The 12436-nt window shown below is 57.6% G+C and carries 19 protein-coding genes; 10 read left to right on the top strand and 9 right to left on the bottom strand.

Annotated elements, in window-relative coordinates; genetic code table 11:
* Positions 1-57 precede the first annotated feature (57 nt).
* Complete coding sequence (locus I9187_RS18330) at positions 58-420, top strand: response regulator (RefSeq protein ID WP_209940287.1); 363 nt, start codon at positions 58-60, stop codon at positions 418-420.
* Here I9187_RS18330 and I9187_RS18325 read toward each other — a convergent pair.
* Entirely contained in the window at positions 402-1391 is a 990-nt protein-coding gene (locus I9187_RS18325; RefSeq protein ID WP_171180818.1) for a glutathione S-transferase family protein, read from the bottom strand. The genes I9187_RS18330 and I9187_RS18325 overlap by 19 nt on opposite strands.
* A 212-nt stretch (positions 1392-1603) precedes the next feature.
* On the opposite strand from I9187_RS18325, the gene I9187_RS18320 reads away from it, so the two are divergent.
* On the top strand, positions 1604-1957 hold the full coding sequence (locus I9187_RS18320; protein ID WP_171180816.1) for a hypothetical protein: 354 nt from the start codon (positions 1604-1606) through the stop codon (positions 1955-1957).
* Positions 1958-2201: 244 nt separating this feature from the next.
* Here the strand turns inward: I9187_RS18320 and I9187_RS18315 are convergent, their stop codons facing one another.
* Complete coding sequence (locus I9187_RS18315) at positions 2202-3374, bottom strand: MalY/PatB family protein (RefSeq protein ID WP_171180814.1); 1173 nt, start codon at positions 3372-3374, stop codon at positions 2202-2204.
* Positions 3375-3468: 94 nt separating this feature from the next.
* Between I9187_RS18315 and def (I9187_RS18310) the strand changes: the two genes are divergently transcribed.
* The 6 genes from def (I9187_RS18310) to speB are packed head-to-tail and all read left to right on the top strand — an operon-like array spanning position 3469 to position 6758.
* A complete protein-coding gene (def, locus tag I9187_RS18310) occupies positions 3469-3987 on the top strand; it encodes a peptide deformylase (protein WP_171096140.1) in 519 nt (172 codons plus the stop codon).
* Entirely contained in the window at positions 3984-4478 is a 495-nt protein-coding gene (gene def, locus I9187_RS18305) for a peptide deformylase (protein WP_171721889.1), read from the top strand. Before def (I9187_RS18310) ends, def (I9187_RS18305) begins: the two co-directional genes overlap by 4 nt.
* A gap of 2 nt (positions 4479-4480) precedes the next feature.
* Positions 4481-5395 carry a methionyl-tRNA formyltransferase gene (gene fmt, locus I9187_RS18300; RefSeq protein WP_171180810.1) on the top strand — a complete coding sequence of 305 codons (915 nt, stop codon included), beginning with the start codon at positions 4481-4483 and terminating at the stop codon, positions 5393-5395.
* A 6-nt stretch (positions 5396-5401) separates the two neighbouring features.
* Positions 5402-5638 carry a hypothetical protein gene (locus I9187_RS18295; RefSeq protein ID WP_171180808.1) on the top strand — a complete coding sequence of 79 codons (237 nt, stop codon included), beginning with the start codon at positions 5402-5404 and terminating at the stop codon, positions 5636-5638.
* Position 5639: 1 nt separating this feature from the next.
* Complete coding sequence (locus I9187_RS18290; RefSeq protein ID WP_171180806.1) at positions 5640-5876, top strand: GlsB/YeaQ/YmgE family stress response membrane protein; 237 nt, start codon at positions 5640-5642, stop codon at positions 5874-5876.
* 60 nt (positions 5877-5936) lie between these two features.
* On the top strand, positions 5937-6758 hold the full coding sequence (speB, locus tag I9187_RS18285) for an agmatinase (protein WP_209940286.1): 822 nt from the start codon (positions 5937-5939) through the stop codon (positions 6756-6758).
* A 1-nt stretch (position 6759) separates the two neighbouring features.
* Here speB and I9187_RS18280 read toward each other — a convergent pair whose 3' ends face one another.
* The 7 genes from I9187_RS18280 to I9187_RS18250 all read right to left on the bottom strand — a co-directional run bounded on the left by I9187_RS18280 (position 6760) and on the right by I9187_RS18250 (position 11255).
* Positions 6760-7362 (bottom strand): alpha/beta hydrolase, encoded by a 603-nt coding sequence (locus I9187_RS18280; protein WP_348540141.1) that lies wholly within the window; start codon positions 7360-7362, stop codon positions 6760-6762.
* A 65-nt stretch (positions 7363-7427) separates the two neighbouring features.
* The gene (locus I9187_RS18275; RefSeq protein ID WP_171180802.1) at positions 7428-8051 is read right to left on the bottom strand and encodes a trimeric intracellular cation channel family protein; all 624 of its coding nucleotides are present in this window, start codon (positions 8049-8051) and stop codon (positions 7428-7430) included.
* On the bottom strand, positions 8048-8515 hold the full coding sequence (gene rnhA, locus I9187_RS18270; RefSeq protein ID WP_171180800.1) for a ribonuclease HI: 468 nt from the start codon (positions 8513-8515) through the stop codon (positions 8048-8050). Before rnhA ends, I9187_RS18275 begins: the two co-directional genes overlap by 4 nt.
* Positions 8508-9095 (bottom strand): class I SAM-dependent methyltransferase, encoded by a 588-nt coding sequence (locus I9187_RS18265; protein ID WP_209509764.1) that lies wholly within the window; start codon positions 9093-9095, stop codon positions 8508-8510. Before I9187_RS18265 ends, rnhA begins: the two co-directional genes overlap by 8 nt.
* On the bottom strand, positions 9092-9544 hold the full coding sequence (locus tag I9187_RS18260) for a DUF3429 domain-containing protein (protein WP_171180796.1): 453 nt from the start codon (positions 9542-9544) through the stop codon (positions 9092-9094). The genes I9187_RS18265 and I9187_RS18260 overlap by 4 nt, the downstream gene beginning before the upstream one ends.
* Complete coding sequence (ispH, locus tag I9187_RS18255; protein ID WP_171180794.1) at positions 9541-10491, bottom strand: 4-hydroxy-3-methylbut-2-enyl diphosphate reductase; 951 nt, start codon at positions 10489-10491, stop codon at positions 9541-9543. The genes I9187_RS18260 and ispH overlap by 4 nt, the downstream gene beginning before the upstream one ends.
* 188 nt (positions 10492-10679) lie before the next feature.
* A complete protein-coding gene (locus I9187_RS18250; RefSeq protein WP_050605228.1) occupies positions 10680-11255 on the bottom strand; it encodes an NYN domain-containing protein in 576 nt (191 codons plus the stop codon).
* Positions 11256-11397: 142 nt separating this feature from the next.
* Between I9187_RS18250 and folK the strand changes: the two genes are divergently transcribed.
* The gene (folK, locus tag I9187_RS18245; protein WP_171180790.1) at positions 11398-11967 is read left to right on the top strand and encodes a 2-amino-4-hydroxy-6-hydroxymethyldihydropteridine diphosphokinase; all 570 of its coding nucleotides are present in this window, start codon (positions 11398-11400) and stop codon (positions 11965-11967) included.
* 94 nt (positions 11968-12061) lie between these two features.
* Entirely contained in the window at positions 12062-12415 is a 354-nt protein-coding gene (gene rpoZ, locus I9187_RS18240; protein ID WP_171180788.1) for a DNA-directed RNA polymerase subunit omega, read from the top strand.
* Positions 12416-12436: the final 21 nt, after the last annotated feature.

Genomic DNA, 12436 nt, shown 5'->3' with positions numbered 1-12436 from the left:
ATCACGGATCACGGGGGTCGGCACCACTCACCATATCAAGTGCCGAGGTTGTTGCAAATGAAAGTTCTGATTGTTGAGAGTAACCCCGACCTTGGTCGGGTCTGGAAAAGGCATCTGGAACGGCAAGGCGCCGAGGTCACGCTGGTCGAGACGCAGGAGGCCGCCATTCTGGCGCTTTACGGCACGGATTTCGGAATCATCGTGCTGGATCTGGTTCTGGAAACCGGCAGCGCATTAGCCGTGGCCGATTTCGCAAGCTATCGCCGCCCCGAGGCGCGGGTGATCTTTGTCACCAACACCACCTTTTTCTCGGACGGTTCGATCTTTGCCCACAGCCCGAATGCCTGTGCCTATGTGCAAAGCGAAACACCGCCAGAGGACCTGGCGGCGATGGTTGAACATTACGCAGCGGGGCGCTGATCGCGTCGGTGCGGTTCCATATAGTCCAGCACAGGGTTCGTCGGGATGATCCGGTGTGGATTGATGCTGTTGTGGCTAAAGTGATAGTGGCGCACGATATGGTTCATGTTCACCGTGGGCGCGACACCCGGCCACTGATACAACTCACGCGTATAGGCCCAAAGGTTGGGGTAGTCGATCAGACGGCGCTTGTTGCACTTGAAATGCAAGTGATAGACCGGATCAAAACGGATCAGTGTTGTGAACAGTCGCCAGTCAGCCTCGGTGATCCGACCCCCTATCAAATACCGATTGCGGGACAGGCGCTCTTCAAGCCAGTCCAGTGTCTCGAACAGCGGGCCCACAGCGGCGTCATATGCTTCTTGTGAAGTGGCGAAACCGGACTTGTAGACGCCGTTGTTCACGTCTGAATAGATGCGGGCGTTGACCTCTTCGATTTCGTCCCGCATCGCCTCGGGCCAGTAGTCATCGGTGTTGCCCGTGATCCCGTTGAAGGCGGAATTGAACATGCGGATAATTTCCGAGCTTTCATTCGAGACAATGGTCTCTTGCTGCTTGTCCCACAGGATCGGCACCGTCACGCGCCCGGAATAGGAGGGGTCAGCCTTGGTGTAGATCTGATGCGCGTAGCTGAACCCATAGAGGTCATCGCCCGTCGCGCCATGATCGTCTTTTTCAAAAGTCCAGCCCTTGCCCAACATGTCGGGGTACACAACAGAGACTGAAATCAGATCGCTCAACCCTTTCAGCTCGCGAAAGATCAGCGTGCGATGTGCCCATGGGCAGGCATAGCTGACATAGAGGTGATAGCGCCCGGCCTCCGCCTTGAAACCGCCCTTGCCGGACGGCCCCGCGTTGCCGTCGGCTGTCAGCCAATTGCGAAATTGCGCCGCGCTGCGTTTGAATGCGCCGCCTGTCGATTTCGTGTCATACCAAGTGTCGTGCCATGTTCCGTCGACCAGCAGGCCCATACCTTTTCCTCCGCAAGAGCGTTTCGTCAAAGATAAGCCCAAGCAGGACCCGTTCCTATGCGAATGGCCGCGCAAAATCCCTGCGTTAGCGCACAGTCGCGGTTGGGATATCCGGGCAACAATTTGTACCGGCTTCGATTTCCGTGATCTCCTTCACTGGATTTTTACAACCTTTCCCGCACAATAGAAGTCATTCACGGGGGAACGGATTAATGAGTACTTATGTTTCAAAGGAAATACGCGCCGAGTTGGACGCTGCCCGAATCGCCACGCTGAAGAAAGCCAGCCGTCTAAGGGTGGAAATGGGCAACAATACCTACAAAATCCTCAAACTGTGGAAGGATGGATTCACAGTTGAGGCTGAAACTACGCCGCGTTTGCGCGGTCTGGTCGATATCTATGATGGGGCCAACCATCTCTACCAATGTCTGATCGTCGCGGACGAAGATGAGGGTGGTGAGATGCGGTATGAATTCAAACGCAGCACGGCGGCGCATGACAGGGCTCCGCTGGATTTCTATCGCGTGCCGGACGCGCCGATTGCTTTGTTGGGGCACGAAGATTAAGGCCTGATTTCTTTCGTTGTACCGGTTTTAGTCAGGCTCCAATGATGGCCATTCAGGCGTTCGACGATGCAATCTGGCCTCATGTCCGGTCTTCGGGCGGTTTTCTCGATCAGGTTAGGATCGAAACGTTAAGTTCGGGGCGTAACCACGGGCGCGGATCGGCGAGGCACAAAAAGTGCCAGCCAAGCTGGCTGGCACCTACGATCAACAGGGCCAGGCAAATCAATCCCAGCCAAATCATGTCTTACTGCAAATCACCGAAGGCCCGTTTCAACCGCGTACAGGCTTCTTCGACCCGCGCGCGCTGGGTGGCGAGGTTGAACCGCTCAAACGTTTCGCCACCCGTTCCGAAACCGGGGCCTGAGGAGGTTGCAATTTTTGCGTCCTCACGCAGGCGGCGGACAAATTCGTCGTGATCCATACCGGTGCCCGAGAAATCGACCCAGGCCAGATAAGTTGCCTGCAAAGGCATCGACCACAGGCCCGGAATCCCGGCAATGGTCTGATCAAACAAACGCTTGTTGCCTTCCAGATGTGCGACCTGGGCATCCACCCATTCGGCCCCTTCCGGGCTGTAAGCGGCGGTGATCATTTCCACGCCCAATGCACCGGGATCGTAATCCAGCGCCTGAAGCCGGTTCTTCATAGCTGTGCGTAGTTTTGGGTCGGGGATGATCATGTTGCCAGTGCGCTGACCCGCGATGTTGAAGGTCTTTGACGCCGCGGTCAGGGTCACGGTCCAAGGCCGTGCATCAGGCGCTGCCACATCCATCGGCACAAATTTGGTGCCGGGGTAAACCAGATCGTGGTGGATCTCATCGGACACCAGGATCAAGCCGTTGCGTTCGGCAAACGCGGCCACAGCGCACAGTTCCTCTGGCGTCCAGACCCGACCCGATGGGTTTTGCGGCGAACACCACAGCAGCATCGTTTCGGACCCGTCCAGCCGCGACTGCGCGTCGTCCAAATCAAGCCCATAGCTGTCGCCATCACGCACCAGCGGGCATTCCACGACACGGCGGCCCGATTTGTTCACTTTATGGGCAAACTCGTGGTAGACCGGGGTGAAGATCACGATGCCATCGCCCGGCTCGGTCCAAACATCCAGCGACAGCGCGATTGCATTGCCCAGACCTTGGGTCGTCAGGATCCAATCCGTGTCGATTTCCCAGTCATGACGGCTTTTCATCCACCATTGGATCGAAGCGAGATAATCCGGGTGCGTCCACGAATACCCGAAAACGCCTTGATCTGCGGCTTTACGCAAAGCGTCGATCACGCAAGGCGCTGTTTGGTAGTCGGAATCGGCCGTCCACATGGCCAGCCCATCCTCGGGTGAGACACCATAGAGCATCTCCATCTTATCCCATTTGGAACTGTTGGTGCCCCGGCGATCGATCAGGTCGTTGAAAGTCATGTCTGCTCCGTTCTGTTGGACGAAAGCTAACCGCAAATCAGGCAGGTGCAAGGGGGGCGTTGCGGCGCGAGGCGGGATGGCCTAAATCAGCCTCATGAAACGCAATATCCTGATCCATCCCGATCCCCGCCTGAAGAAGGTCTGCGCGCCCGTGGGCGACCTAACGGACGAGCTGCGCAAACTGGCTGATGACATGCTGGAAACCATGTATGACGCGCCCGGCATCGGCCTGGCCGCGCCGCAGATCGGTGTGCTGGATCGGTTGATTGTTCTGGATTGTGTCAAAGAAGAAGGTGAAACCCCGCGCCCCCTGATCATGTTCAACCCCGAGGTCATCGCATCATCGGATGAAACCAATGTCTATGAGGAAGGTTGCCTGTCGATCCCCGATCAATACGCCGAAGTGACCCGCCCTAAGGTGGTGGATGTCACCTGGATGGATCAAAACGGCAATCTGCAGCAGGAAACCTTTGATGGGCTTTGGGCCACCTGCGTGCAGCATGAGATTGACCATCTGAACGGCAAGCTCTTCATCGACTATCTCAAACCGCTGAAACGACAAATGATCACGCGCAAGATGCAAAAGCTGAAACGCGAGAAAGCGCGCTCATGACCGTGCGCACCTGCTTGCCCTGGCCGGACAAACGTCTGCGCACCAAAGCGGATGAGGTGGCTGAAATCACCGATGAAATTCGCGCCGTGTGGGATGACATGATTGACACGATGGAAGCGATGCCCGGTGTTGGTCTGGCCGCGCCACAGATCGGTGTGATGCTGCGTCTGGCCGTGGTTGATGCTTCAGCAGAACGTGGCAAGGCCGTGCGTCTGGCGAACCCGGAAATCCTGCACAGCTCGATCGAACTTCGCGAACATGAAGAGGCCAGCCCGAACTTGCCCGGCGTTTCGGCCAAGATCAAACGCCCGCGTGCAGTGACCGTAAAGTTCCTGAACGAACAGGGTATGGTGGACCGTCGTGACTTTGTCGGGATCGACGCTACCAGCGTGCAGCATCAGATCGATCACCTGAACGGGAAGATGTTTTTCGACCGTCTCAGCAAGGTCAAACGCGACATACTGCTGCGCAAAGCCAAAAAGCAGGGGTAAAGATGCGCGTTATCTTCATGGGAACCCCGGATTTCTCAGTTCCGGTGCTGGATGCGCTGGTCGAGGCCGGGCACGAAATTGCTGCTGTCTATTGTCAGCCTCCGCGCCCCGCTGGTCGCGGCAAGAAAGACCGCCCAACGCCCGTTCACGCCCGGGCCGAGGCTCTGGGCTTGCTCGTGCGCCATCCCGTTTCGCTGAAATCAGCCGAGGAGCAAGACGCCTTTGCCGCGCTGAACGCGGATGTGGCCGTTGTGGTGGCTTACGGCCTGATCCTACCGCAAACCGTTCTGGATGCGCCCAAGCATGGGTGCCTGAACATCCACGCCAGCCTGCTGCCGCGTTGGCGCGGGGCTGCGCCGATTCATCGGGCGATCATGTCCGGCGATGCCGAGACCGGGATTTGCATCATGCAGATGGAGGCTGGTCTGGACACTGGTCCGGTTTTGCTGCGGCAGGCAACTGAAATTGAATCCGAAGAAACCACCGCGCAACTGCATGACCGGCTTTCGATCCTTGGGGCCGTGTTGATCGTCGACGCACTTGCCAAGCTGCCGGACCTGGTGCCCGACCCGCAACCTGAGAGCGGTGTGACCTATGCCGCTAAGATCGACAAGTCTGAGGCGCGCATCGACTGGAGCCGCCCGTCGGTCGAGGTTGACCGGAAAATCCGGGGCCTTTCGCCTTTTCCCGGGGCTTGGACCGAAATGGATGGTGAACGCATCAAGCTGCTGGCGTCGCGCCTTGCAGAGGGGCATGGCGCACCGGGTGAGGTTCTGAACCAGGATCTGCATGTGGCTTGTGGGCAGGGGGCCGTTGAACTGCTGCGCTTGCAAAGGGCAGGCAAAGGCGCGCAGGATAGGGAAACGTTTCTGCGGGGCTGGGCAATACCAACTGGCGCTCGGTTATCTTCGGAGTAGAGCCATATGTTCATGGTGTTGATGGGCACCGTCGTGATTGCGGGGATCGTGGGCTACCTGTCCGAACAGACCGGTTTTACCCATAACGGCTATTTGCAATCGATCATCATCTGTGTAGGCGGGGCATTTTTGTTCTATTTCTTGCGCATCATGTTCGGCATCAGCTTTGGTCCTCCGGGTCTGGATGCGGTGATCTCATCCGTTGGTGCCCTGATCATTGTGCCGACCCACTGGAGGAAATGAGATGCCCATTGTCGCCCTGATCGTCATCGGTGCTGCCGCCGGATTTCTGGCCACCCGACTGATGCGGATCGAGGCGGATATCCCGACAACCATGTTGATCGGCATTATTGGGGCTCTGATCGGCGGGCTTCTGCTGCGGTTTTTGGCGACGGTAATGGGCTGGATGTCTGGCTTTGTCGGGGCGATCCTTGGTGCGTTGCTGGTGATCTGGATCTGGCAGACTTACCTGCGCCGCTAACCCCTTGACCTAGTACCTTTTGCCCGGCCAGATCGTGTCTAAACGATTTGGAGGATCTTGATGCAGTACGATCTGAAGCCTGGGGATGTAGCCCTGATGGGGGTGCCTCTGGATCTGCATTCCTCGTTCCTGCAAGGCCCGACCTTTGCCCCCGGACGCATCCGCGAGGCGCTGCATTCCGGCGCCGCCAACCTGACTGCTGAGGATGGCACTGATCTGGGTGCAAGCATGCGATTTTGCGATGCCGGAGATCTTGACGTGTTCGAAATGCGCGGACAGGAACCGATTGACCGGATCGAAGCCGAAGCAGCCAAGCGGATCGCAACTGGCGCGCGCCTGTTGTCTCTGGGCGGGGATCATTCCGTAGCCTATCCGCTGATCAAAGCCCATGCGGATCGTTACCAAGGGTTGAACATCCTGCATATCGACAGCCATCCTGATCTGTACGACCAGCAAGACATCGGCCCACTGGGCCATGGCTGTCCCTTTGCGCGGGTGATGGAGAATTGCCCGATCAACCGATTGGTGCAGGTCGGCATCCGCACCATGAACGCCCATCAGCGCGAACAGGCTGATAAATTCGGGGTCGAGGTGATCGACATGCGAAACTGGAGCCCCGACCTGCAGATTTCCTTTGATGGCCCTGTCTATTTGTCACTGGATCTGGATGCGCTGGATCCTGCTTTTGCCCCTGGTGTCTCGCATCACGAACCCGGAGGGCTGAGCACGCGCGAGGTCATCGACCTGATCCACCGGTTCGAAGGTCAGTTGGTCGGGGCAGACATTGTCGAGCTCAATCCGCATCGCGACCCTTACGGTATGACCGCAATGGTGGCCGCAAAATTCATCAAGGAAATCGGTGCGCGCTTGCTGACGGGGTGATTTACCGCTCGTCGCAGACCGTGGCCGATCCAAGCGCCGGAGCACCCCGCGTGGTCATGTCGTATTGGTTCGCCTCAGCGGCGGTCATCCAGTGCATGCTGTCGGCTGGGGCAGCGAACAGGGTATACCAGTAAAACTCCGCATCCACTCCGATGTCTTTGAAATAGTCCAGGTACCGGTCATGTTCCGGGTCGTCCTCGGGCAATTCTGTCGCCACCAATCCCGATCCGGCCCAGCTGTGAACGCCGACACAGGCCCCCGGCTGCAGGGTGCGGCGGTTTCCAGCCAGAAACAGATCGGTGCCGCCGCTGGCGACCAGACCGTTTGAAGGAACGACCGTATCGAAACCGGCCCTGCGCACTTCGCGGCTGAAGATGACATTGGCATCATCGTCCACTGATCCTTCGATGTATTGAAGAACCAAAATTCGGGCTTCGGGGTTTTTTGCGATGACCTCCTCAAAAGCGGATAACGTTGTTTCATCAATTGTGCCGGAGGCAATGATCTGGTCGCCCTGCGCAACGAAACTGACTGGTGTGTAGTATTCCCCGCATGAGGCTAGCAGGGTCATACAGGCTGCAAATGATGTTAGTCTAAAGATCACGCTGGCCTCCGGGCTGCAATGTTCACAGAGGTATCAGCACATTGCTTTGACGTCCATCGACAGGCTCAGTTGCGCGGTGGGCGGCTTTTGTAGACGGGCAATTGCCAGCCAAACACCAGTGACCCGGCCCGCAAGGCCCAGCAGACCAACGCGCACAAAGCCAGTGCAAGCGCGGGCTCCGTTCCGGCCTGAACGGCCAGAACTGCCGTCAATGACCCCGCAAAAGCACATGAAACATAAAGCTCGCCCTGCTTCAGCACCAGCGGCACCTCGTTGCAGACCACGTCGCGCATCAGCCCGCCCAGACACCCGGTTGTTACGCCCATCAACACGACGATGACGCCGGATTGGTCCAATGACAGCGCAGCGCCTGTACCGGCAGCGACGGCAACCGACAGAGCGAAACTGTCCAGCCAGATCAGCCAGTTGTAGCGGCTTTCCATCAGGTGTGCGGTAAAGAACACCAGCACTGAAGCGGCAACGGCGATCAGGATGTAATCCGGCTGACCGACCCAAAAGATCGGATGTCGGTCCAACAACAGATCACGCACTGTGCCGCCGCCGACTGCGGTCAAGCAAGCCATGAAAGCAAACCCAACAAGATCCAGCTGGGCACGGCTTGCCACCAAAGCCCCGGTCAGAGCAAATATCAGGACCGAGGCGTAATCCAGCAACGAAAGCGCGGTCACACCTGCGCCTTCTTAGGTTTGAATGGGGCCATGCCCGCGCGGGCCAGTTCGTCGGCCTTTTCATTCTCTGGGTGGCCCGCATGACCCTTGACCCATTCCCAGGTCACATCATGCCGTTCTTGCGCTTCGTCCAGGCGTTGCCACAGATCGACATTCTTTACTGGCTTCTTGTTCGAGGTCTTCCAGCCATTGCGCTTCCAGCCAAAGATCCAGCCGGTGACGCCGTTCTTAACATAGGCGCTGTCAGTCACGATGGTGATTTTCGAGGAACGCTCAAGCGTTTCCAAGGCCGAGATGGCGGCCAGCAACTCCATCCGGTTGTTGGTTGTCTCGGCCTCGCCCCCGTTTAACTCACGCTCTTTCAAGACAGTGTCCCCGTCCATTGCACGCAAAAGCACGCCCCAGCCTCCGGGGCCTGGATTGCCGGAACAGGCACCGTCGGTATAGGCAAACAAGTCAGGCATGAGCAAACACCAGCATGTATCCTTCGTAAGACCCGGCCAGACCTTTGCCCATCCCTTTGACGGTGCGGTCAATCGTGAACCCAGCCTGGGTCAGAGCGTCTTCGATCTCGGCTTCGGTATAATAGGTAAAGTAACGATCAAGCGCGTCCCTGTGTTCGCCCGTGCCCAGTTTCATGCCCAAAAACAACTGACCTTTGGGCTTTAGGGCTTCATGAATTGCCCGAAGGTGGCCGGGGAAATCTGTGCGCGGCGCATGAAGCAAGGAGAAGCTGGCATAAACACCATCATAGACGGACGTCTCCGTGACGTCGTTGAACGTGCCCAAATGCGCATCCACGCCGTTGTCGCGGGCGTGGTCAACAAAGGCAGGCGTTACGTCCAGCGCCCGTACCGTCAGCCCTTGACGCATCAGAAAGATGCTGTCTGATCCGGGCCCGGACCCCAGGTCCAGCACATAGCCCCCAGTGTCGACTGCATCAGCAAATGCCTGGCGCGCCTCAAGCTGTTCCGGCGGCAACGGGATATTCAGATACTCGGCCAATCGGTTGGTGTAGGCGCTGATCGTGCGTTTGTCGGTCACATATAAACTCCGACGGCAAGGCTGGCGACAACGACGGCGGTCAGCAGGACGCGCAACCGCATCCACCAGACCGGCGTCAGCCGCCAAAAAGTGAACAGGGCATCAAGAATCAACAAACCGGCAAACCCGTAAATCAGGTTTGTACCTGCTTGAACCGGTCCGCCGCCTGTCATGAAAAAGGCCCAAAGCGCGGGCAGGACCGACAGAGTGTAGCACAAACCTGCCTTGCTGCCCGAGGTTTTAGTTGCAAAGCCCCAAAGAACACCTGACATGAAACTCAAGATGACCGAGCCATAAAACAACTGCACGTACGGTCCCACAAAACGCGCGCCAAGGTTTTGTGCGCCCCAGGCATTCAGGTCGCCGCTCAGGTAGGTCAGCGCACCCCAAACAAACGGGATCAGCCCCGCGAGCCCCAGAAAAAGCGGCGCCTTTGGTACTCCGATCACGCTGGTTGCCTCAGGACGCGGGGGACTTTGAATTCGACGTTCTCGACGGCTGTCTCGACCAATTCGACGGTGACATCATAATGCGCGCGGAAGGCGTCGATCACTTCGTTCACCAAAAGCTCTGGGGCCGATGCGCCTGCGGTGACGGCCACGGATGAGATCCCATCCAACGCGCGCCAATCGATCTCGGTGGCGCGCTGCACCAGTTGCGCGTATTTGCAGCCCTCGCGCGAGGCGACCTCGACCAGACGGCGCGAGTTCGATGAGTTCGGCGCACCCACAACCAGCAGAGCGTCTGCCTTAGGCGCCACGGCCTTGACGGCCTCTTGCCGGTTCGTCGTGGCATAGCAAATGTCTTCCTTGTGTGGTCCGACAATGGCCGGGAACCGGGCCTGAAGCGCGGCTATGATGTCTTTGGTGTCATCAACCGACAGGGTGGTCTGGGTTACAAAAGCAAGTTTCTTCGGATCGCGAACATCAACCGTGGCCACATCTTCGACGGTTTCAACCAACAGAACATCGCCCTCGGGCAATTGTCCCATGGTGCCAACGGTCTCGGGATGGCCCTTGTGGCCGATCATGATCATCTGCAACCCCGCATCCGCATGGCGCTGTGCCTCGACATGCACTTTCGAGACCAACGGGCAGGTCGCGTCCACATAGATCATCTCGCGCTTTGAGGCCTCTGCGGGCACTGACTTCGGGACGCCATGAGCGGAAAATATCACCGGACGATCATCAGGGCATTCATGTAGCTCCTCGACAAAGACCGCGCCCTTGTCTCGCAATCCGTCGACGACAAATTTATTGTGCACGATCTCATGGCGCACATAGACCGGAGGTCCCCATTTTTGCAGGGCCATTTCTACGATCTTGATGGCACGATCCACACCGGCGCAGAAACCCCGGGGAGCGGCAAGGTAAAGTGTCAGTGGTGGCTTTGTCATTGAGTTGTCTCCTTAAGGCACAGGTAAGTCTTTTCACGGCCTTGGTCCAGACAGGAGATCGTCATTCAACTGACACGAATCGATGCTAGTCAGGTTTTGTTTCAGCACCTGTTTATAGTTAAAGAAGCGCGGCCAGGACCTCGGTCCTGACCGCGCGAAATTTACCCCATCAGAAAGAGAGTGCCGGATCAGCTGTTGCTGGCCATGGCGACGTTGCGCGGCTCAGCCGGCATTTCACGCGGCGGGCGCCCGATTACGTCACGCAAATCTTCCAGTTCGATGAAGTTGTCAGCCTGGCGGCGCAGTTCGTCCGAGATCATCGGCGGCTGGCTGCGGATCGTCGACACGACCGAAACGCGCACGCCTTGACGTTGCAGGCTGGCAATCAACGGGCGGAAATCCCCATCGCCCGAGAACAGCACGATATGATCCACGCGTGGTGCAAGCTCCATGGCATCGACGGTAAGTTCGATATCCATGTTTCCTTTGACTTTCCGACGCCCCATGCTGTCGGTGTATTCCTTGGCGGGTTTCGTGACCATGGTGAAGCCGTTGTAGTGCAGCCAGTCAACCAATGGGCGGATCGGCGAATACTCGTCATTTTCCAGGAGCGCTGTGTAATAGAAAGCCCGAAGCAACTTGCCACGGCGCATGAATTCCTGCCGCAGAAGTTTGTAGTCTATATCGAAACCGAGTGCTTTTGCCGCGGCATAAAGGTTCGAGCCGTCGATGAACAGCGCTAGCCGTTCGTCTTTATAAAACATAAATAGTCCCTTCCGGTATAATCCAGACCGCCCCGCATGGTGAGTGAGTGAGTGAGTGATGATTTGGCGCGATCTGTCGGTCTATAATTAGAACTTTTGCTGGTTATCGCAAGTATGCAATGTGTCGAATATAGGGTGCTATATGAGCAATTCGTTGTCAAATGCCGTTGTTGCGCTGGGCGCAAATCTCAGCTTGAGAGGAAAAGGGCCCGAAGTTACGCTGCGGAACGCACTTGACGCTATTTCGCGTCAAGGTGTAGTGATTCGCGCGGTCAGCCGGTTTTTCGCGACGCCTTGCTTCCCCGCCGGGGCGGGTCCGGACTATGTGAACGCTGCGGCTTTGATCGCCACCGAAAAACCTGCGACCGAGTTGTTAAGTGTGCTGCACGCCGTGGAACATGAGTTTGGGCGCGAACGGATACAACGTTGGGGAATGCGAACTCTGGATCTGGACCTGGTGTGTTTTGATGAACAGGTGCTGCCTGATCGCGCCCAGTTCGATCGCTGGCTGACGTTGCCACCAGAGGCGCAGCGGCAAGAGGCCCCGGATCAACTGATCCTGCCTCATCCGCGTCTGCAGGACCGCGCTTTTGTGCTGGTGCCGATGGCCGATATCGCCCCCGACTGGCGTCATCCTGTTCTGGATCGCACGGTATCGCAGATGGTCACCGATTTGCCTGCGGACGATATTGCAGCGGTCACACCACTGTGATCCTTGCAATTGGGGTATTTCCTGCTTGTCAAGGCGCGGATTCGCGCTTAGATAAACCTCTTCCTGACATGGATTCAGAAACGGAGAGCGCCCCATGGCCCGCGTGACGGTTGAAGATTGCGTAGATAAGGTTCCAAACCGGTTCGAGCTGGTGATGCTTGCCGCCCATCGGGCGCGTGAGATTTCCGCCGGTGCAGCGATTACCGTTGACCGCGACAACGACAAGAACCCTGTCGTGTCCCTGCGTGAAATCGCCGACGAAACCCAAAGTGCGGATGAACTGCGCGAGCGCCTGATCGAAGCCAACCAAACCCAGATCGAGGTTGATGAGCCGGAAGAAGATCAGATGGCGCTGCTGATGGGTGCCGAATCGGACAAACCTGCCATGGACGACATGTCTGAAGAAAAACTCCTGCGCGCTCTGATGGAGGCACAGGGACAGGGGTAAGCCCCAAAGACGAAGGTGCGG

The organism is Ruegeria sp. HKCCE4148, assembly GCF_017872495.1.
GTDB lineage: Bacteria > Pseudomonadota > Alphaproteobacteria > Rhodobacterales > Rhodobacteraceae > Ruegeria.
The sequence above is the reverse complement of the archived record's forward strand: the minus strand, read 5'-3'. Positions and strand labels throughout refer to the sequence as shown.